The organism is Marinobacter sp., assembly GCF_014859525.1.
Classification (GTDB): Bacteria; Pseudomonadota; Gammaproteobacteria; order Pseudomonadales; family Oleiphilaceae; genus Marinobacter.
The window spans coordinates 113,792-133,993 of the sequence record NZ_JACUUB010000002.1 but is presented as its reverse complement, the minus strand read 5'-3'; the positions used below and the strand labels follow the sequence as shown (position 1 = coordinate 133,993).

20 protein-coding genes are annotated in these 20,202 nt (G+C 58.2%); 13 read left to right on the top strand and 7 right to left on the bottom strand.

Annotated elements, in window-relative coordinates:
- The first annotated feature begins 31 nt into the window (after nt 1-31).
- From IBX51_RS01395 to hemL, 5 genes are read left to right on the top strand one after another with little or no spacing between them, the layout of a single operon-like run.
- Entirely contained in the window at nt 32-1,807 is a 1,776-nt protein-coding gene (locus IBX51_RS01395) for a chloride channel protein (RefSeq protein ID WP_291827884.1), read from the top strand.
- 3 nt (nt 1,808-1,810) lie between these two features.
- Nucleotides 1,811-2,233 (top strand): protoporphyrinogen oxidase HemJ, encoded by a 423-nt coding sequence (gene hemJ, locus IBX51_RS01390; protein ID WP_291827881.1) that lies wholly within the window; start codon nt 1,811-1,813, stop codon nt 2,231-2,233.
- A gap of 38 nt (nt 2,234-2,271) precedes the next feature.
- Complete coding sequence (locus IBX51_RS01385) at nt 2,272-3,036, top strand: hydroxymethylpyrimidine/phosphomethylpyrimidine kinase (protein ID WP_291827918.1); 765 nt, start codon at nt 2,272-2,274, stop codon at nt 3,034-3,036.
- The gene (thiE, locus tag IBX51_RS01380; protein WP_291827879.1) at nt 3,024-3,701 is read left to right on the top strand and encodes a thiamine phosphate synthase; all 678 of its coding nucleotides are present in this window, start codon (nt 3,024-3,026) and stop codon (nt 3,699-3,701) included. The genes IBX51_RS01385 and thiE overlap by 13 nt, the downstream gene beginning before the upstream one ends.
- Before the next feature lie 2 nt (nt 3,702-3,703).
- Nucleotides 3,704-4,984 (top strand): glutamate-1-semialdehyde 2,1-aminomutase, encoded by a 1,281-nt coding sequence (gene hemL, locus IBX51_RS01375; protein WP_291827876.1) that lies wholly within the window; start codon nt 3,704-3,706, stop codon nt 4,982-4,984.
- Between the two features lie 85 nt (nt 4,985-5,069).
- On the opposite strand, the gene IBX51_RS01370 is transcribed toward hemL, so the two are convergent.
- From IBX51_RS01370 to IBX51_RS01355, 4 genes are all read right to left on the bottom strand, one after another.
- On the bottom strand, nt 5,070-6,383 hold the full coding sequence (locus tag IBX51_RS01370) for a tetratricopeptide repeat protein (RefSeq protein ID WP_291827915.1): 1,314 nt from the start codon (nt 6,381-6,383) through the stop codon (nt 5,070-5,072).
- Nucleotides 6,384-6,508: 125 nt separating this feature from the next.
- Nucleotides 6,509-6,868: a hypothetical protein gene (locus IBX51_RS01365; protein ID WP_291827874.1), complete on the bottom strand. Its 360-nt coding sequence runs from the start codon at nt 6,866-6,868 to the stop codon at nt 6,509-6,511.
- Nucleotides 6,865-7,563, bottom strand: coding sequence for a zf-HC2 domain-containing protein (locus IBX51_RS01360; protein WP_291827872.1), 699 nt, complete (start codon nt 7,561-7,563; stop codon nt 6,865-6,867). The genes IBX51_RS01365 and IBX51_RS01360 overlap by 4 nt, the downstream gene beginning before the upstream one ends.
- Before the next feature lie 10 nt (nt 7,564-7,573).
- Nucleotides 7,574-8,161, bottom strand: coding sequence for an RNA polymerase sigma factor (locus IBX51_RS01355; protein ID WP_291827870.1), 588 nt, complete (start codon nt 8,159-8,161; stop codon nt 7,574-7,576).
- A gap of 309 nt (nt 8,162-8,470) precedes the next feature.
- Here IBX51_RS01355 and IBX51_RS01350 point away from each other — a divergent pair, with 309 nt between their 5' ends.
- Nucleotides 8,471-9,313, top strand: coding sequence for a DUF4382 domain-containing protein (locus tag IBX51_RS01350; RefSeq protein ID WP_291827868.1), 843 nt, complete (start codon nt 8,471-8,473; stop codon nt 9,311-9,313).
- 56 nt (nt 9,314-9,369) lie between these two features.
- Here IBX51_RS01350 and IBX51_RS01345 read toward each other — a convergent pair whose 3' ends face one another.
- Both IBX51_RS01345 and mrcB read right to left on the bottom strand, forming a co-directional pair.
- Nucleotides 9,370-9,951: a tetratricopeptide repeat protein gene (locus IBX51_RS01345; RefSeq protein WP_291827865.1), complete on the bottom strand. Its 582-nt coding sequence runs from the start codon at nt 9,949-9,951 to the stop codon at nt 9,370-9,372.
- Nucleotides 9,948-12,266 (bottom strand): penicillin-binding protein 1B, encoded by a 2,319-nt coding sequence (gene mrcB, locus IBX51_RS01340; RefSeq protein WP_367166329.1) that lies wholly within the window; start codon nt 12,264-12,266, stop codon nt 9,948-9,950. Before mrcB ends, IBX51_RS01345 begins: the two co-directional genes overlap by 4 nt.
- Nucleotides 12,267-12,400: 134 nt before the next feature.
- On the opposite strand from mrcB, the gene IBX51_RS01335 reads away from it, so the two are divergent.
- The 3 genes from IBX51_RS01335 to IBX51_RS01325 are packed head-to-tail and all read left to right on the top strand — an operon-like array spanning nt 12,401 to nt 14,768.
- Nucleotides 12,401-13,987: a bifunctional aminoglycoside phosphotransferase/ATP-binding protein gene (locus tag IBX51_RS01335; protein ID WP_291827861.1), complete on the top strand. Its 1,587-nt coding sequence runs from the start codon at nt 12,401-12,403 to the stop codon at nt 13,985-13,987.
- A 44-nt stretch (nt 13,988-14,031) separates the two neighbouring features.
- A complete protein-coding gene (locus tag IBX51_RS01330) occupies nt 14,032-14,400 on the top strand; it encodes a pentapeptide repeat-containing protein (RefSeq protein WP_291827859.1) in 369 nt (122 codons plus the stop codon).
- Complete coding sequence (locus IBX51_RS01325; protein WP_291827858.1) at nt 14,397-14,768, top strand: Rieske 2Fe-2S domain-containing protein; 372 nt, start codon at nt 14,397-14,399, stop codon at nt 14,766-14,768. Before IBX51_RS01330 ends, IBX51_RS01325 begins: the two co-directional genes overlap by 4 nt.
- Here IBX51_RS01325 and sfsA read toward each other — a convergent pair.
- A complete protein-coding gene (gene sfsA, locus IBX51_RS01320) occupies nt 14,752-15,483 on the bottom strand; it encodes a DNA/RNA nuclease SfsA (RefSeq protein ID WP_291827856.1) in 732 nt (243 codons plus the stop codon). The two genes, IBX51_RS01325 and sfsA, sit on opposite strands and share 17 nt — an antisense overlap.
- Before the next feature lie 172 nt (nt 15,484-15,655).
- Here sfsA and dksA point away from each other — a divergent pair, with 172 nt between their 5' ends.
- The 4 genes from dksA to IBX51_RS01300 are packed head-to-tail and all read left to right on the top strand — an operon-like array spanning nt 15,656 to nt 20,195.
- Nucleotides 15,656-16,096, top strand: coding sequence for an RNA polymerase-binding protein DksA (gene dksA / locus IBX51_RS01315; protein WP_291827854.1), 441 nt, complete (start codon nt 15,656-15,658; stop codon nt 16,094-16,096).
- Between the two features lie 47 nt (nt 16,097-16,143).
- Complete coding sequence (gene gluQRS / locus IBX51_RS01310; protein WP_291827851.1) at nt 16,144-17,061, top strand: tRNA glutamyl-Q(34) synthetase GluQRS; 918 nt, start codon at nt 16,144-16,146, stop codon at nt 17,059-17,061.
- Between the two features lie 4 nt (nt 17,062-17,065).
- Entirely contained in the window at nt 17,066-17,242 is a 177-nt protein-coding gene (locus tag IBX51_RS01305) for a hypothetical protein (protein ID WP_291827848.1), read from the top strand.
- Nucleotides 17,232-20,195, top strand: coding sequence for an ATP-binding protein (locus IBX51_RS01300; RefSeq protein WP_291827847.1), 2,964 nt, complete (start codon nt 17,232-17,234; stop codon nt 20,193-20,195). Before IBX51_RS01305 ends, IBX51_RS01300 begins: the two co-directional genes overlap by 11 nt.
- The last annotated feature ends 7 nt before the right edge of the window (nt 20,196-20,202 follow it).

Genomic DNA, 20,202 nt, shown 5'->3' with positions numbered 1-20,202 from the left:
GTTCAGTCACCCCAACCGGAACCGTGCGCCCATGCGTAACATCAGGCGACAACTTACCGAGCAACTGGCCTCGATTGTCCGGGCGCGACTGTCAGGGGTGGACGCTCTACCGCAGCTTGCTGTGCTGGGTTTACTGTCGGGGGTAGTGACCGGGGCCGTGATCCTGCTGTTCCGGTTTGCCATTGAGTGGCCTCTGGAGCACTTCCTGCCCGGTGAGGGGTCGGAAAACTTCGAGCACCTGAACATTGTCACTCGCGGCCTTCTGCCGCTGGCTGGCGCAGTAGGCCTCGGCCTGCTGATGCACAAACTGGCCACGCACGACCGGAAGGTGGGCATTGTTCATATCATGGAGCGCCTGAACTACCACCAGGGCTACATCTCTTTTAAAAGCGCCGTCGTGCAATTTGTTGCGGGCGTCACCACCGTTGCCTCTGGCCAGTCTGCCGGCCGGGAAGGCCCTGCCGTGCACCTGGGCGCAGCGTTTTCGAGCCTGATGGGCCAGTGGATGCGGCTACCCAACAACAGCATAAGAACCCTCGTGGCCTGTGGCTGCGCAGCGGCAATTTCGGCATCGTTCAACACCCCCATTGCCGGCGTCATTTTTGCCATGGAAGTGGTGATGATGGAGTACACCATTGCGGGCTTTACTCCCATTATTCTGGCTGCTGTCAGCGCCGCCATCATTACCCAGCTGATGTACGGCTCCGAGCCGGCATTCAGTGTGCCAGCCCTGACGATGAACTCACTGGCGGAGATTCCGTGGATCCTGGCGATTGCAGTGATCATCGGTATTGCCGCCGCGGCGTTTATTCATCTCGTCGACAGCATGGGGCGTCACCATCATCGGCCCGTCCTGCTGCGACTGACCCTCGCCGGACTGCTTATGGTGCCCTTCGCCATCGTTGTTCCGGAAACCATGGGCATTGGCTACGACACCGTCAGCGAGGCTATTCATGGAGAGCTTGGTTTCTGGCTTTTGTTGGGCGTTGGTATCGCCAAGCTTTTGATTACCGGGCTATCCATCGGCCTGGGCATGCCCAGCGGTGTGATCGGCCCAACCATTTTTATGGGGGCAACCCTCGGCGGCGCTATGGGCTTGATTGGTGCCCAGATATTCCCGGACCACGCCTCATCCGTGGGTTTCTATGCCATGCTTGGCATGGGCGCGATGATGGGGGCAGTGCTGCAGGCACCGCTGGCGGCACTGATGGCCTTGATGGAGCTGACCGGCAACCCCAACATCATTCTACCGGGCATGCTTATTATCACCACAGCCAGCCTGGTAACGAGTGAAGCCTTCGGCAAGAAGTCGCTGTTCCTGACAGTGCTCAAAAACCAGGGCCTGAGCTACCAGAACTCGCCCGTCATTCAGGCACTGCGCCGAGTCTCTGTAGGTGCGATTATGGACCGCAGCATACTGCGAACGGAGCGCGAGTTGACCCCAGAGGAAGCCCGCAAGGCCCTCGAATCCGAGCCCAAATGGCTGTTGGTGGATGGCAGTCACGGGCCGACAGCGCTGTTGCCGGCCGTCGATCTGGCTCGCTACCTGGAGGACACGGCCAAACAGGTTGCCGAAGAGGGTATCGACCCACCGGAAAACGTGGACCTGATGGAGATCCCGGCCAACCGAAGGGACGTTGCACCGGTTCAGTATCAGGCCACGCTGGAGGAAGCTCTAAACGCGTTCGACAGCTCCCAGGCTGAGGCTTTATACGTACAACGTCATGTGGCCCCGATGATCCAGCGGGTTTATGGTGTAGTACTCCAATCTGACATCGAAAGTTATTATCAATACCGACGGAGCTGACGGATGCTGTGGGTTAAAGCCTTTCATATAATTTCACTGGTGTGCTGGTTTGCCGGCATCTTCTATCTGCCGCGACTGTTCGTATACCATGCGGCCTGCGAAGATCAGCCTGGGCGGGAGCGCTTCAAGGTAATGGAGCGCAAGCTCTACCGGGGCATAACCACACCCTCAATGATCGCAACCGTGGTCTTCGGTGTGTGGCTGATCAGTTATAATGTGCAAGGCTATTTCAGCATGGGCTGGATGCACGCAAAACTCGCATTGGTGGCACTGCTGATTGTTTACCATTTTTATTGTGGCCATCTGGTAAACGTATTCCGTGATGACAAGAACACCCGCAGCCACGTATTTTATCGCTGGTTCAACGAAGTACCTGTGCTGGTCCTGTTGGCCGTTGTGATTCTGGCTGTTGTAAAACCCTTCTGAGGAGGCACACCATCAAGAGCTACACTCGTCCCCATGTTCTGGTATTGTCGGGCCTGGACCCCTCCGGCGGAGCCGGCATTCAGGCCGACATTCAGGCCATCACCTCACTTGGCGGCCATCCCCTGCCGGTGCTCACGTGCCTGACGGTACAGGACACCAGCAATGTTTACGGTGCCGAGGCCGTTAACCCGGACCTGATCCGGCAACAACTGCAGTGTCTTGCCAACGATGTGCCCATACACGCGATTAAAACAGGCGCTCTGGGCAACGCTGCGGTCGTAGATGTGCTGGTTGACTTCCTCAATACCCAACCCGATCTGCCGCTGATTGTTGACCCGGTGATCAAAGCCGCCGGTGGCGGTGATCTGGCCGATGACGCTCTGGTGCAGGCCATGAAACAGGCACTGTTTCCACGAGCCGAAATGATAACGCCAAATGGCATTGAACTTGCCCAACTCGGCGACAGCGAAGACCCCGCTCAAGCAGCACAGAAGCTGTTAAACGCCGGCTGCGTGTCGGTGCTGGCCACCGGTGGCCATGGCTCGGGCATCCATATCATTAACACCCTGTATAGCCATGAGCCTGAACCGACTCACTGGGAAGTCGAGCGGATCGGGCGGAATGAGTATCACGGCACCGGCTGCACCCTTGCCGCTGCCATCGCTGCAGGGCGCGCCTGCGGTCTTTCGCAAAGGGCCGCTATCTCGCAGGCCCAGAACTATGTTCATCGCACGCTGCTGCACGCATTGAGCGTCGGCAAAGGCCAACGGGTTCCAGACCGGGGCATTATGTGGGAACGATAAACCAAAAGCTCGCCCACGGATTGTATGCCATCACAGATAACCGACTGACACCGCCGGACCGGCTGATCACCTCGGTAGAAGCAGCTCTGCGTGGAGGTGCCACCCTGGTGCAGTACCGGGACAAAACCTCGACGGCAGCCGAACGATTGCGGCAGGCTTCTAAACTGAATAACCTGTGCCTTCAGGCAGGCGTCCCGCTGCTGATTAATGACGACCCGGAACTCGCCAAACGAGTGGGCGCAGCGGGCGTTCACCTTGGCCAGGACGATGTCTCGCTGGCCGCCGCCAGGGCGCAACTTGGGCCTGATGCGATTATCGGCATCACCTGCCACCACCGCCTGGATCTGGCCAAAACCGCAAAAGCGAACGGCGCCGATTATCTGGCCTTTGGCCGCTTCTATACATCATCCACCAAGCCCAGCGCGCCGTCGGCTGATCTCAGCGTTCTGACCGAGGCAAAGTCGCTGGCCTTGCCCGTCACCGCCATCGGCGGCATCACCACCGATAATGCCGAACCCCTGATCCGCGCGGGTGCCGACCTGATTGCCGTGGTGGGCGGCCTGTTTGGGGGCACGCCTGAGCAGATTGAGCACAACGCCAGACGATTTACCCAATTGTTTGCCAGACATCATCCGCTTTCACCATTTTCGACTGACAGGAGCTAACCGTGACTCACTCTGAAACGCTATTTGAAGAGGCCCAGAAATACATCCCCGGCGGGGTGAACTCCCCGGTGCGGGCGTTCCGCGGTGTCGGCGGCACTCCAATATTTTTCAAACATGCCGAAGGCGCTTATCTTTATGACGAAGACGACCGCCGTTATATCGACTACATCGGATCCTGGGGGCCGATGATCCTGGGGCACTCCGACCCCCGAATTAAAGCCGCCCTGCATGCCCAGGTGGACTTGGGTGTCGGCTACGGCGCGCCTACCGCCATCGAAACCGAGATGGCAAAGAAGGTGTGCGAACTGGTGCCTTCCATCGAACTGGTGCGCATGGTCAACTCGGGCACCGAGGCCACCATGAGTGCCATCCGCCTGGCCCGCGGCTATACCGGACGCGACAAGATTGTGAAGTTTGAGGGCTGCTACCACGGCCATGTGGATTCACTGTTGGTGAAAGCAGGCTCGGGCGCGCTGACACTTGGCGTGCCCAATTCGCCTGGCATTCCGGCCAGTCTTGCTGAGCACACCATCACCCTCACCTACAACGACATCGACAACGTCAGGGAAACCTTCAAAGACATTGGCGATCAGGTTGCCGCCATCATTGTTGAGCCTGTGGCCGGCAACATGAACTGCATTCCGCCGGTCCCGGGGTTCCTTGAAGCTCTCAGGGAAGTGTGTGATGAGCACGGTACCGTACTGATTTTTGATGAAGTGATGACCGGCTTCCGGGTATCTTTGGGCGGGGCACAAGGCCTGTTTGAGGTAACACCGGACCTGACAGCCCTGGGCAAAGTCATTGGTGGCGGCCTGCCGGTCGGTGCCTTCGGCGGTAAGCGGGAAATCATGGAGCAGATCTCACCGCTCGGCCCGGTCTATCAGGCGGGCACCCTGAGCGGTAACCCGCTGGCCATGACCGCCGGCCTGACCACACTGAACGCCATTTCCGAGCCTGGCTTCCATGACAGGCTCACCGAGAAAACCAACAAAGTACGAGATGGCCTGAAGGCCGCTGCCGATGACGCGGGCATACCACTGGTGGTCCAGTCAGCCGGCGCTATGTTCGGGTTCTTCTTCACCACAGAACCGTCAGTAACTCGTTTTGATCAGGTGATGGCATGCGATGTGGAGCGCTTTAAAAAGTTCTTCCAGGGCATGCTCAAGGAAGGCATCTATCTGGCGCCATCGGCTTTTGAGGCCGGGTTTACCACCGCAGCGTTGTCCGATGACGACATAGAGACAACCATCGCCGCCGCGCGCAAAGTGATGGCAACCCTGTAACACAGCCTGCAACTCAATACCGGCTCGGGAGTTACGGGCCGGTATTCTACGTGTTATGCCAAAAATCTCCAGTTAACGGCCGTCATCAGAACACACCTTCTAGCGATAGCGTGTAGGTGTGGCGGGTATAGTCGTAGCGTTCAATCCGGCTGTTCTGATTCCGGAATAACCACTGATTTCTGACCAACCATCGGCTGCTGAGGTAAAACTCGGCCATGACCCCCACGTCGAGACGCACATCCTCTCGCAACCGCTCTGTCAACTCACCATCGTCAACCCTCCGGTTGCGCTGACCATATCGGGCATACCGAAGCGCTGCCTCAGCTCCAATTGCCAAGTCGGAGCGCCATGGATAAAGGACCTCCGCGCCCAGGGTGTGAACCATCGGCGACAGGCTGATAAAAAGATCGCCGTCCTTGAAGTCGTTACGATCATTACTTTCCCAGCGGTAAAACACATCGGTAAACAGACTGTTGAGCACCTGTTCCCCGCGCGCCTCAAACTGATACCACTGACCGGTGTAAGCAGCATAGTCCGGGCCGCCCTCAACCTGCTCGGCAGTGAACCCCAGATAACAGGACTGCACTGAGCCCGCCAGCAAGCAGTTATCAGAACGAGCAAAGAGCGTCAGGCCGAACCGGGTTTCGAGTTCGTCACTCGCCAGCCAAGCTCTGGAGGCGCTGGCTCGCAAACCAACATCCATCGGATCATAAGAGCGAATACCGGCTACTCGGCTCTGCAGTATCGAGGAGTCGTAGTGGCTACCCTGAGCATAATCCTGACCGTACAGCACCCCGTCCCAAACGATTCGCCATTCTGGATTGAACGTTCGGCTCAAAGTGCCTGCAACCACAAGGTCGGCAAACACACTGCCGCGGTTGGACGGAGAGTCATCCGGCACACTGGCCATATTGCTGTCATAGCCTATTCCGGCTGACAGGTAGCCCTGTGTTACGGTGTGGGTGCTCTGGTGTGAAGGAGTTTCTGCGGGTTCGAATGCCGCCAACTGGCGCTTGGCCAGCTCGCGGACGGTGTCCGGAGCGCCCGGAGTTGCCGCGCGGGAAAACCATCGTTCAGCATCACCAACCCGATTATCCGCCAAGGCAACCAGGCCAAGATTGTACTGCGCCAGCGCCTGGTCAGGGCCATCGAGCAATATCGAAAAGCGAGCCTCAGCGGCCTGATAGTTCCCGGTTTTGAAGTAGATAACGCCTAAATTATAGTGCAGCGCCGGGCTATCGACACCCAGTGCCTGGGCGGTTTCAAATTGTTCTTGGGCAGCGTGATAATTGCCTTGGCGAAACTGCTCAATACCTGCAGACATCGCCTCTTGACCGATCGGTGCGGGCTCAGCCGAGGACGCTCCAGCCACCGCCAACAGGCACAGAATCAACTGCACCAAGGATAGGGCCGGAGCAAAAAGCGATCGGAACAACGGAGCACCTCAGGTTCAACAATAGCCGGCATGGCCAAGCCGTACTCGGCCCGCCAGACAGAACCCTGGAGGTTAACACAAACAGATGCTTACGGTCGTGACGGGCGTTCAGGCTGACGTTCGCGGGCGTCTCGGGCAGCCTCGGGCAAGCCATCGATAACAACCCCAGGCTTGCTATTGCGCGCATCCCGGGCACGCTCAGACGCCGATTGGCCAAATTCACGACCACGCTCACGAGCCGGTGCGTCTGCGCCTCGGCCAGGCTTACCCTCAGGCGCTAATCCGGGCAGCTCGGGCAGTCGGATCTCACGAGCCACCGCGCTGGTCAAATCTTCGGTGTCTTCAACCATTCTCATGGTCACGTCCAGATCATTGGCAGCCACAGGGGCCGTGGCCGCCAGCAGAAGGACTGGCAGCAGGCTAGCTTGCAATCGCGCTCGAATGCTCATGTTGCAGGCTCCTCATCATTGATGCGCTTATTCATCGTTGCCGGTTCGTCAATATCGGGATGTTGCGGCACCATGGCTCGGAACACTTTTTGCCGACCGTTGGCATCCAGTTCTGCGACCAGCTCGCCGGCACCCGGGAACAGGATGGTCAGGGGCAGAGCCAGCACATTGTCACCCTGTTGCAGACTCACCTGCCAGCTAACCTTGTGCTGACCCGGCAGGCCCGACAGCTCTACATGAGGCGGCAGGGCCAGAGTCAGGGTTACGTCATCCAGCGGTTCGCCGGCGGTAAACGCCAGCCTCACGGTGCGATTGACCGGCTGTACGGCCGCGACAGACGTCTGTTCTGCGGGCGCCTGCAACTCCGCAAGCTCAGGTTCAGATACAGGCATGCCTTGCCCGATCATCAAGCCTATCACCAAGGCGGCAGCAACAGCACCGCCCCAGACCGCATGAACCTTTTTTGCGGAGCTTGTCGTTGTCGCCGCTCTGAGCACTCGGCTTTCAAAATCCAAAGAAGGAGGCGGTACCGCGCATTGCGACGCCATTTGTTCCATCAGCAACTGCTCAAACACCTCGTGCTGGCGACAGCTTTCACAGCTTTCGAGGTGGGCACGCACCTCACGCCGCTCGACAGCGGGTTGCTGATCCCTGACATACTCAGGTAACTGTGATCGGATTTGCCGACAAGACATAGTCATCACCTCAGTAGTCCCGACGCTCGAAATCCGCGTCTGGTTCCATGCTGCCTCGAAGATACTTACGCAGGGCCGCGCGGCTGCGATGCAGGCGGGACTTCACGGTGCCAACAGGCACCGACAACACTTCGGCCACATCCTCCTGTCGCCAACCATCCACATCATGCAACAACAACAGAGTACGCTGATCCGGCGACAACTGGTCCAGAGCCTTATCCAGGAGCGGGCCCAGGCGTTCCCGGTTGAGTTCCAGTTCTGGAGACAGTGCGTCTGACGCCAGCGAATCTAACCAGTCCGCCTGGTTCTCCGAGTCTATCATGTCGCTGGCCGGACTGTCGGCCTGGCGCCCTTTCTTCCTGACCGAATCAATAAACTGCCGATACAGAACCCGATTAAGCCACGGGCGCAGCTGCGATACCGGTTCCAGCTCGTCCAGTCGGGGGTACAGTTTGACCACAACATCTTGCACCAAATCTTCAGCATCCTGACGGCTCCCGGTCAATCGGTAAGCGAAGGCGTGCAGCGCTTGCAGGTGCGGCTGCACCAGGCGCTGAAAACGCTTTTGTGCGGATGGACGAAAAGGAAGGATGGCCAAGTAGAGAACTGCCTGATTGCGGTTTTCAGAAGCCAGCAGTCTATACCAGCCGCGCTCGCCATGCACTTTCCTCAGAAAAGGGCAGAAACATGACAATTTTATGTGTGAATGTTAATCAAACAGCAGGAACCCACAGCAAGCCTCCAGCGTTAAGAAGTAACTGAAGGCAACAATGCCGGACAGACATTGGAAAGAAGACGACCTGGAGGTTTTATGAAATGTTCAACCAAGGTATTCACAATTTCAGCACTCGCGGCTGCATTGGCAGCTTGTGGAGGTGATGGCACTTCCTCCGGATCAACCGGGACTGTGTCATTGGACCTGACCGATGCCCCGACCATGGACCTGAGCAGCGTCAACGTCGCCTTTACCGCAGTCCGCCTCAAACCAGTGGATGGCAACTGGCTGGAATTCAGTCTTGAAGAAACCGGCGTTGTAGACCTTCTGACCCTGCAAGGGGGTGTTACCGAGCCACTCATTACTGACGAAGTGGTGCCGGCAGGCGAATACAATGAAATTCGCTTGATGATTGATACCCAATCTTCCTGGGTAACCCGGGAATCGCAAGGTGACGCGGAATATACCCTCGGCGTGCCGTCAGGCGAGCAAAGCGGCCTCAAGCTCAAGGGCAACTTTGTTGTGGCGGCAGATACCAGTCAGAGCTTTACCATCGATTTCGACGTGCGCAAATCCATCGTTGATCCACAGGGGCAGGCTCTTGGCGATTACATGCTTAAGCCCGTACTGCGGCTGGTGAATAACCTGGAGGTGGGCCAGATCGAGGGTGAGGTGGATTTTGCCCAGATTCAGTCGACCCGGCAGGCTTCCGAAGAGCTAATGCTGTGCAGCCAGGGCTATAACGGCGCCGTCTATGTCTTTGAAGGGGCTGATGTAGAGCCGGTTGACCTGAACGTTGAACGCGATGGCCTTAATCCATTGATGGTGGTTCCGGTGACCGAACAGGAGGGGGAGGACGGAGACCTCTATCAATGGACTGCGGCGTTCCTGACCGAAGGCACCTACACCGTTAGTTACAGCTGTCAGTTGGACGACAATCAAGCCGATGACGACATCGAGTTTGAAGGCACGCAGACGCTCGAAGTTATTGCTGGCGAAACTACCGTGGCCGACCCCATCCCTCTGCAGCTCTGATAGCGTAACGTGTCAGATGACGCTATCAAGTGAAGGCCAGGGATGGCCTTCACTGCTTATAGAGCCTGAGCTCTCGTCTCAGCCTGATCGGCCCCCGCCACGTTGCCCCGTGCTCTGCGAATGTCCGCCAGCAACAACCAGCCCGAGCGCTGCATCCGGGTATCATTACCGGCCAGCGACAAACCCTTCAGGGTGAACTGTTCAGCTGCGCCTAAATTGTCCCCTGCCACATAGGCTTCGGCTAACTTGAAATAGACCTCCGCCGAACGGGGCGCAATCCGCTGTGCCCGCTCCAGACGAGCAATGGCGCCATTGTAATCCCCCTGTTGCAAGCGTTGATCTGCGTCACGGATAAGGCTGACCGCCGCTGCCGGCAGTTCGTCGCCCGCTTGCCGGTAACTGGGGGAGCGGGTAGCGGGTGGCTCTGGCTCACTCACTTCGGGTTGCTCGCTCTTGCGCCACACCCGCGGCTCAGCGTCTTGCTCCGACCCTGAAGCCCTTGGGGGCTCCGGCGCTGTGGAACGATCCTGCCCGCCCACCGGCACGTAAATGGATCCACCGCCGGGACCACTCGCGCAGCCAACCACGCCCAAAGCCAGCGCCAGGCACGCGCAACGGCTAAACACTGCTTTCATCATTGAAACAATCCTTCAAACCAACTGCGTATTTGCCGGCCAAACTGCCCCTCACAGTCAATACGCTGCTGAGGTTCGCTGCCCACAATAAAGGGTACCAGACGGGCGTTGGCACATCGCTCTCCGGTCAGCGCCTGTTGCTGGGCATTAACCCAATGATACTGAATGCCGTCTGGCATGACTGGCGAAAATCCATGCTGCGGAAGTTGCGCCATCATCGCAGACCACACCGGTAATGCGCCAGAGGCCCCGGTCAATACCGTCGGGCCATTATCGTCCCGACCCACCCAGGCCACCGCCAGCAGGTCACCACTGAAACCCGCAAACCAGGAATCCCGGCCCTCGTCCGTGGTGCCCGTCTTACCCGCCAGCGTCAATCGGTCCGGTAAGGAGAAGTACGCCGAGCGCCCAGTGCCTTCCTGCATGGTTTCCTGCATGGCGTATTGCACCAGATGCACGGCGGCCGGGTCGGCCACTCGATCAACCTTCAAGCTGTAGCGTGATAAAGGCTCATTGCGGGCATCGGTCACTTCACGAATCGTCCGCAAAGGCGTATTGAAACCAGACGTCGCTAGCCCCTGATAGAGCTGGGCCACATCGGTTGGCGTTAACGACAGGGCCCCCAGCAGCATCGACGGATAATCCGAGATCGGGGTGGTCACGCCAAAAGCTCTCAAAACCTCCTGCACCCGGGGAATGCCCACATCCAGACCAATCCGCACAGCCGGCAAGTTATAAGAATGTGACAGTGTCAGGTGCAGCGGCACCTCTCCACGCTCCTTACCGTCGTAATTCTTTGGCTGCCATAACCGGCCGTCATCAAACTCCAGCGTGAACGCCCGATCCTGCACCGGCGTAATCAGCGTGTACCGATCCGCCTGGCCCAACGCGGCCAGATACGTGAACGGTTTGATCAGCGAACCAATCGGCCGGCGCGCATCCACCGCTCGGTTAAATCCAGCAAAGCTCGGATCTTTGCCACCGACCAGCGCCAGCACCTCGCCGGTGTCTTTCGCAGTCACGACCAGAGCGGCTTCCAGAGCCTCGCGAGTGTCACCCCGGGCAAGCCTGGGCAAGGTATCTCGGATCGCGGTTTCTGAGGCATTCTGAACCGCAGGGTCCAGGGTCGTGAAAATTCGCAGACCTTCGCTCTGCAGATCTTCTTCCCGGTAATCCCGCGCCAGGTGGCGGCGCACAAGGTCGATATACGCCGGGTATCGATTGTCGGTATAGGACGGCCGGGAACTGACGCCCAAGGGCTGACGAATCGCCCGCGCAGACTCATCGGCACTGATCAGGCCGGCCTCGGCCATTTCAGACAGTACCAGATCACGCCGTGCTTTGGCCCGCTCGGGGTGGCGGCGCGGATTGTAATAGCTCGGGCCTTTAACCATTCCGATTAACAACGCGATCTGCTGCACATCGAGGTCTTTCAGTGGCTCGCCAAAGAAAAACTGACTGGCCAAGCCAAACCCGTTAATGCTGCGGTTACCCGCTTGCCCCAAATAAACCTCATTGAGATAGGTCTCCAGAATGTCGTCTTTCTCGTAATGCCATTCCAGCAACACCGACATCAGGGCTTCGTTGCCTTTACGTATCAACGTTTGATCGCGGGTCAGAAAAAAGTTTTTAACCAGTTGCTGGGTCAATGTACTGCCACCCTGAACAATCTGCCCGGCCTTGATGTTGGCCAGCATTGCCCGGGCGATCGACTGCGGTGCAACACCGAAATGCTCATAGAACTGACGGTCTTCAATGACCATCAGGCCTTTCGGCAGCAGATCAGGGACTTCCTCAAGCCGGACCAGTACCCGGTCTTCCCGATGCGAGGGATAAATGCCCCCGATCTGGGCGGGCTCCAGCCGGACAATCGGCGAATCCGGGCCAGCCAGCACCGAAAACGACTGCACCCGATCCCCGGAGACCACCAGTGAAAGCCGGCGCCTTGGCTCTTCGCCATCCGGAAACCGGAAGCCTCTCGCACTGATCACAAAACGCCCACCGCTGCGCTGATACGTACCTACCCGAGCACCGTCCCCGGCACGGTAACCCGCGAGTTCCAGCTCTCGGGCCAAACCAGACGCACTGACACTGGCACCGTCATACAATTCCAGCGGGCGGGCGTACACCCGTGACGGCACTTCAAAGCGTCGACCTTCAAAACGAGAGGTAACAACCGCATCGAGATACACCATCCAACCGGCCAACAGCACCAAACCGACAGCGCCGGCACGAAACATAAACCGCCAAAATCCAGAGCGTTTGCGCCGATTCTGGGGTTTCGAAGATTTTTTGCGGGGGTTACGGGATTTGCTCATGGCCGGAGTATAACGAAGCCGACGGGGCCTTCGGCAGGCCTGTTGTGTGTTATTTCTGTAATCTGCCGGTATAGTATGCCCGAAGAAGACAGACCGATGAAAATCAACGAGTTCAGGGAACCCAGGAGCACACTGTGAGCGCGAACGCACCGGATACACTGATCAAAGCACTGCAAAACCCGGATTTATACGACCACCCGGTGCGGAGTTTCCAGGTAATCGAGACCCATATTTCTCAGGTTCTGTTGACCGGCGACTACGCCTATAAGATCAAAAAGCCCATGGACTTCGGGTTTCTCGACTTCTCCACGCTGGAGCGCCGCAAGCGCTTTTGCGAGGAAGAGCTCCGGCTTAACAGCCGCCTGGCGGAGGCACTCTACCTGGAGGTTCTGCCCATCACTGGCAGCCCCGAGCAGCCCTGCATTGGCGGTGATGGTGACGCCTTTGAATACGCCATTCGCATGCGCCAGTTTGACCAGAGCCAGCTGTTTGACAAGCGCCAGGAGCGCGGCGACCTGCCCGCTGACATGCTCAGCAGCCTGGCCCGCCAGGTAGCGGTGTTCCACGACAGCCTGCCACCGGTCGCAGACAACAAGCCGCTGGGCACACCCGACGCCGTGTACGCGGCCATGCAGGAAAACTTTGACCAGATTCGCCCTTTGCTGGACGACAAAACCTTGCTGGCTCAACTCGATGCCCAGGAACAGTGGACCAAGATCACCTTTGAGCGACACCGGGACCTGATTGCCTCCCGCCGCGCTAACGGCCTGGTACGTGAATGTCATGGCGATCTGCACCTTGCCAACATCACGGTATTCAACGATCAGGTGACGGTTTTCGATTGCATCGAGTTCAACGAACCGTTCCGCTACATCGACGTCATCAACGACCTGGCCTTTCTGCTGATGGACCTGGAATCCCGCCACGAGCCTGCACTCGCAAACCTTGTGCTGAACAGCTATCTGGAATACCGGGGCGATTTCGAGGCACTGGCACTGCTGCCACTTTACAAGGCCTACCGGGCCATGGTTCGCGCCAAGATCGCGCTGTTCACCATGGGCAATCCCAGCCTGAGCGATGCGGAGCGCACAGCCCTGGTCCAACGCTATCGGGATTACGCTCAGTTGGCCGAAGACTACAGCGTCATTCCAAACTGTTACTTGCTGGCCACTACTGGCCTTTCCGCCAGCGGCAAAACCTGTGTCAGCGCTGCTATGGCTGGTGAGCTCAACCTGATTCGCCTGCGCTCCGATGTTGAGCGTAAGCGCTTGCACGGCCTGGGGCCTCTGGATAACAGCAAATCCGGAATCGGTACCGACCTCTACAGCCCGGAAGTCACCGAAAAGACCTATCAACACATGGCAACCCTGGCGGCAGACCTGCTGGCATCCGGGCTGTCGGTTATCGTTGACGCGGCCTGCCTGAAAGAACACGAGCGCACACGCTTTGCCGAGGTCGCTGAAGCGCATGGCGCGCCCTTTGCCCTGCTGCATTGTGAGGCTCCGGAGCAGCTGCGCCGGGAATGGGTACGCAAGCGCAAAGGGGATGCCTCTGAAGCTACTGAAGCCTTACTGGATACGCAGCAAACCTGGTTTGAGCCCCTGACGACGGCAGAAAGAACCCACACCATTCACCTGCATACAGACCAGGAGCATGTGGCAGAAGTCGTCGCAGACCGGATTCGGCAGCATTTTGGCCTGCCCTCCCGTCAAGAAGGCTAAACTGACCATTACACCCTGGGTTGTAGAATCATTTGAGGTGCGCGATGGACGAGTTTCAGGATCACGAACTGCATCATATTGACCACCCGCTGTATGACATACTTCGGAACGAAGACATCAAGGCGTTCAATGCAGAAAAAGCAAAGCTGAGCGAATTACCCAGCTTTGCTCATGGCGACTTCCGGGGCCTGGATTTGCGCGGACTCGACGCCAAAGGTCTGGATTTTCGCCACGCCTATTTTCGGGGCGCGGATCTGCGAGGCATCGACTTTTCGAAAGCCCGAGTAGAAGGCGCAAGTATTGCCAGCGCCAAGATTTCCGGGTGCTACTTTCCCCATCGCCTCGAAGCCGATGAAATCGTGATGTCTCTGAACCATGGCACCCGAATGCGCTATGCCCTGTTACCAAAATGACTGAGCGCAGTCTGTCCTGGCAGGCCGTGTGCCCGGTCGCCGAACTGGTACCGGGCACCTTTATCGAGTTTCGCTTGAAGGAAAAGGCGGTCGAGCCGGAAGGCATGCCGCTGACCGGCTTCGTGTTTCTGGAGCGCGGCACCCCGAAAGCCTATTTGAACCTCTGCCCGCACCTGGGCGTTGAGCTGAACTGGATGCCAGGGCGGTTTATGGATGCTGACAACCTGTTTATCCAGTGCGCCACCCACGGCGCACTGTTCAAACCGGGCACCGGTGAATGCATCGCGGGGCCTTGCCAGGGCGACGCCTTGACGGCTCTGGATGTGCGCCGGCAGGGTGACCAAATAGAAGTCAGGCTTCAACGTTGACCGGCACTGGAGCTGTCAGGTCCAGCCGGCCACTCGGGTTGCCGTCTGGCCCGGCCAGAGCGGCGCGATACGCAAGCACCTCAACCCCTACTGCAAGGGCTTGCCGCAACAGCTCGCCATAACGGGCATCAATGTGGTCCGCAGGGCGCACCTCCTCAATACCGGTATGATTGACCACAAAAAACAGCACGGCCCGGTCACCCCTGGCAACCTGAGCCATCAGCTCCCGCAAATGCTTCTGGCCCCGCTCGGTCACTGCATCTGGAAAATAGCCCTGAGCGCCCTCTGCCAGGGTTACGTTTTTGACCTCAACCCAGGCATCCGGACGGTCCGGGTGGCCGCTCAATAGCAAATCGATACGGCTTTTCTCTTCACCATACCGCACCTCGCTACGGTACGCGGTGTAACCGAGCAACTCCGGCACCCGGCCCGCCTCAATCGCGTGCCGGGCCTGGGCATTAGGGCGGGCAGTATTCACACAGGCCAACACGCCGGGCGTGGTTTCGACCAGCTCCCAGGTGTAGCGCAATTTACGTTTCGGGTTGTCGCTTTGGCTCAGCCAGACCCGGGCATTCTCGGGCTGGCACCCGAGCATGGAGCCGGTGTTTGGGCAGTGGGCAACCACCTCTTCTCCGCCAGGCACACGCACATCCGCCAAAAAGCGCTTGTAACGACGAATCAGACGTCCTTCAAGCAAGGGCTCATCAAACTTCATGTGATCTCCGCAAAAAGTCGTGGTCACAAGGCTGGCCACCCCGTGACTTATCTGCTATTTTCCGCAAATTCCTATTTCAGGACGAATGCTTTATCCAGGGTTAAACCGCGCAGTCATGCTGGCGCGGAGGAAGCAAAGCGTTCTTGTGAAGTACAAACAAGAGATCGGTTCAATGGCAAAATCTGCAGACCAACCACGCGAACGTTTTACCAACTTCACCCCCTATGAAATGAAGAAGGGTGAAGAATACATGAGTGCAGATATGCTGCAGCACTTCAAGGATCTGCTTCTGAAATGGAAGCAGGAATTGATGGAAGAAGTGGACCGCACCATGCACCACATGCAGGAAGACGCCGCAAATTACGCGGATCCCAGTGATCGCGCAACCCAGGAAGAAGAGTTCAGTCTGGAATTGCGCACCCGGGATCGCGAGCGCAAGCTGATCAAGAAGATCGACAAAACCATCGACCGCATCGACAAAGACGACTACGGCTTTTGTGATCAGTGTGGCGTAGAAATCGGCACTCGTCGCCTCGAAGCGCGCCCGACGGCCACTCTATGCATCGACTGCAAGACTCTGGCTGAAATCCGCGAGCGCCAGACCGGCATCTAAGCCTCAACGACATCCGGCGGCTAACTCCGCCGGCTTGAAGAACGTTTATGGAGCAACTTCGGTACCGCGGGCGCTTCGCCCCTTCCCCCACTGGTCCGCTGCATTTCGGCTCCCTCGTGACGGCTGTGGCCAGTTGGTTGGAAGCTCGCGCCGCCGGCGGCGACTGGCTGGTTCGTATCGAAGATCTGGACCCCCTGCGAGAGCCTCCCGAAGCCATCGGCCAGATTCTGCATTCCCTCAACTGTCACGGCCTGTTTCCGGATGAACCCGTGCGCTTTCAGTCCAAGCGCCATGATGCCTATCAGGCAACCGTCGAGCAGTTGTTATCACAAGGTTATGCTTACCGTTGCCGATGTTCCCGAAAACAGCTTCAACAACACGGCGGTTACCACCCAGCTCACTGCCGAACCACCCAACCAGCACACATCGACGCCCCCTGTGCCATCCGATTTGCCTTGAGCGACGAAGCCAGTTACTGGCAAGACCTTTTGCTGGGGCCCCAACACCAACAGGTTTGTGCAGAACGGGACGACCCGGTCATTCTGCGCAAGGAGGGGTTCTACGCCTACCAGCTCGCCGTGGTGGTTGATGATATCGACCAGGGCATTACACACGTTGTTCGTGGCTCAGACCTGCTCGACATGACCGCACAGCAACAACAGATGTTCCGGGCACTGCAGGCGCTGCCCCCTCAATGGCTGCACATCCCGGTTATCCTCAACAGCGAGGGCCAGAAGCTCAGCAAACAGACCCGCGCCCCAGCCCTTAATGATACTCAGCCCGCAGCCAATTTGGTCAGAGCATTGGGTGCACTGGGCCAGACTCCACCCGCTAGCTTGCATACAGCAACAGTGGACGACGTACTGGCATGGGGTCGCCACCACTGGCAACGACAGGCCATTCCACTGACATCGCAGCAGGCCCATGGTATAAACCCAAACACACACTTGCCTCCGGACCACTGAGCCGATGTACATCTACCGCCTGGTCTTTTTGCTGGTACTGGCCATTTATATTTTCTCTCCCAACATCCTGGACTGGTGGACTTCGCCAGACAACACCTGGTACAGCCCCTATGTCATCTGGGGCGGTCTGATTGCCATTGGTTTCTGGCTGGAGTGGCGGCGAGATCCCAATGAGTTTTAGCGCCACCGGCCTTTTACTGGCCAGCCTCCTGTATCTAATTCTTTTGTTCGGTATCGCCTGGAGCACCGAGCGCGGCACCCTGCTGCGCCGCTGGGTGCGGCACCCGCTTGTCTATACACTGAGTCTTGGGGTTTATGCCGGCATCTGGGCGGTCTATGGCGCCATCGGCATGGCTGCGGAATCGGGCTATGGCTTTTTGGCTTATTACCTGGGAATTTCAGGGGCGTTCCTGCTGGCCCCGGTGCTGCTCAACCCCATCCTTCGCATTGGCCGGGCCTACCAGCTGACATCGCTGGCGGATCTTTTCGCCTACCGCTACCGCAGTCAATGGGCCGGCACACTCGTCACCCTTTGCTCTGCCGCCGCGATTCTGGCCCTGCTAAGCATGCAAATTCAGGCGGTGGCAGTATCCGCCAGCCTCCTGGCACCCGACACATCCCCGAAAGCGATCAGCGTGATGTTCAGCCTGATCGTGGTGTTGTTCACTATGCTCTTCGGTGCCCGTCACCATCAGAACACTGGGAATCACCAGGGCCTGGTGCTGGCCATCGCGTTTGATTCTCTGGTCAAAGTCGTAGCCCTGCTGGTTCTTGGCGGCGTGATCCTGTTTGGCGTCTTCGGCGGCACTGCCGGCCTCGAACAATGGCTGGCCGAAGCCTCCCACCCAGAAGTCACCATGACCGCGGCGATTGACGACGGTAGCTGGCGGGCGTTGTTGCTGATGTCATTTGCCGCTGCGCTGGTGCTACCGCACATGTACCACATGACCTTCAGTGAAAACCCCTCACCCCGAGCGCTGGCAAAAGCCAGTTGGGGCCTGCCGCTTTATCTGCTGCTGCTGGGCCTGCCGGTACCGCTGATTGTCTGGGCGGGCCAGGCGCTGGACGTTGGTGTGCCCGCCGCTTTTTTCAGCATTGGCGTGGCGCAGGCACTGGACAGTCCGGCACTGACCCTGATGATGTACATTGCCGGCTTATCGGCGGCCAGCGGGTTAATGATTGTGAGCACCCTGTCGCTTGCTGGCATGGTGCTGAACCATGTGGTGCTGCCCCTGAAAACACCGAAAGATCAGGGCGACATTTACCGCTGGTTACAATGGGTCAAGCGCCTGCTGATTGCCGCGATCCTGTTCCTGGCATTGCTGTTTCACGAGACCATTGGTCAGCATCTGGACCTTTCCATTCTGGGGGCCATCTCGCTGTCGGGTACCCTGCAACTTCTGCCGGGGGCTCTGGGCGTGATTTACTGGCCTGAAGGCAATCGACGCGGGCTGATCGCGGGCTTGATGACCGGTCTTGCCATCTGGTTGATTACCCTGGTGCTGCCGTTTTCTCACGGCACCGACCTTCTCATTTGGCTGGATTTGCCGGTTTCGCCCGGGTACGACAACTGGCACCTGTTCACGTTTGTCAGCCTGACTGCCAATATTTCGGTATTTGCCCTGGTCTCTATCTTGAGCCCGGCCTCCGCCGAAGAAACCAGTGCCGCTCAGGCTTGCTCCGTTGGGGCGCTTTCCCGCCCCCAGCGCCGGGAATTGCTGGCGGCATCCTCCAATGACTTTATTCAACAGTTGGCCGATCCGCTAGGCATGAGCGTGGCACGCAGAGAGGTGGAACGTGGCCTCGAGCAGCTCAAACTGCCCAATGTGGAATTCCGACCGTATCAGCTGCGACGCTTGCGGGATCAGGTAGAGGTCAACCTCTCGGGCCTGCTCGGGCCCTCAGTCGCCCGCGACATTGTAAAACGACATCTGGGTTTCAAACCTCTGACCCACGGGGGCACCGGCCAGGACATCCGCTATGTGGAGCGTGCACTTGGTGACTACCAGAACCAGCTGACCGGACTGGCCGGAGAACTCGACAACTTGCGCCGGCACTACCGCCAGACGCTGCAAAATCTGCCGATACCGGCATGCTCTGTGGGGGAGGACGGTGAAATTCTGATGTGGAACCACGCCATGGAATTCCTCACCGGCATTTCCGCCGACGAAGTGGTTGGCGCAAAACTGCTCGCACTGCCGGATCGCTGGCATGCCCTGCTGGACGACTTCAACCGGGATAACGAGCTGCACAGATACAAACACCGGCTCGATCTTGGGGGCAAACCTCACTGGCTTAACCTGCACAAAGCTGCGCTGAGCGGGCCTGATCATACCGAAGGCGGCTCCATCATTCTGGTTGAGGATCAAACCGAAACCCGTTTGCTGGAAGACGAATTGATGCACAGTGAGCGACTGGCGTCGGTAGGCCGGTTGGCCGCCGGAGTCGCTCACGAAATCGGTAATCCCGTGACCGGCATCTCCTCACTGGCACAAAATCTGAAACTGGAAACCGACGACCCCTCCATTCTGGAGACCGCAGACCAAATTCAGCAGCAAACCCGGCGAATTTCCACCATTCTTCAGTCGCTGATGAATTTTGCCCGTACCGGCAATCACGCCCACGCCAATCGTTACGAGCCGGTCAACATTCATCGCTGCATCGAAGAATCCATCAATCTGCTCTCATTAAGTGACAGGGGCATGGGTATCAGCTACCTCAACCAATGCCCTCAAAGCTTGCAAGTGCTGGGCGACGAGCAGCGCCTGGTTCAGGTCTTCGTCAACCTCCTGGCTAACGCCCGCGACGCCTCACCGGATGGGGGTACGATTCGAGTCAGTGGAAACCGTGACGGTTACTCCGCTATCATCGAAGTGATCGATGAGGGTACCGGCATTCCAGCAGACCAGTTGGATCACATATTCGAGCCGTTTTACACCACCAAGGCACCAAACAAAGGCACCGGCCTTGGCCTGTCTCTGGTGTACAGCATCGTTGAAGAACACTATGGCAACGTACAAGTTGAAAGCCCGGCAAACAGAAACACCGGCCGAGGCACTTGCATGAGGTTACGCTTGCCCGCCTACGAGCCAGAAACCGATACCGGCAACAGCACCCCGAACGAAAGGTCGTGAACGCGAT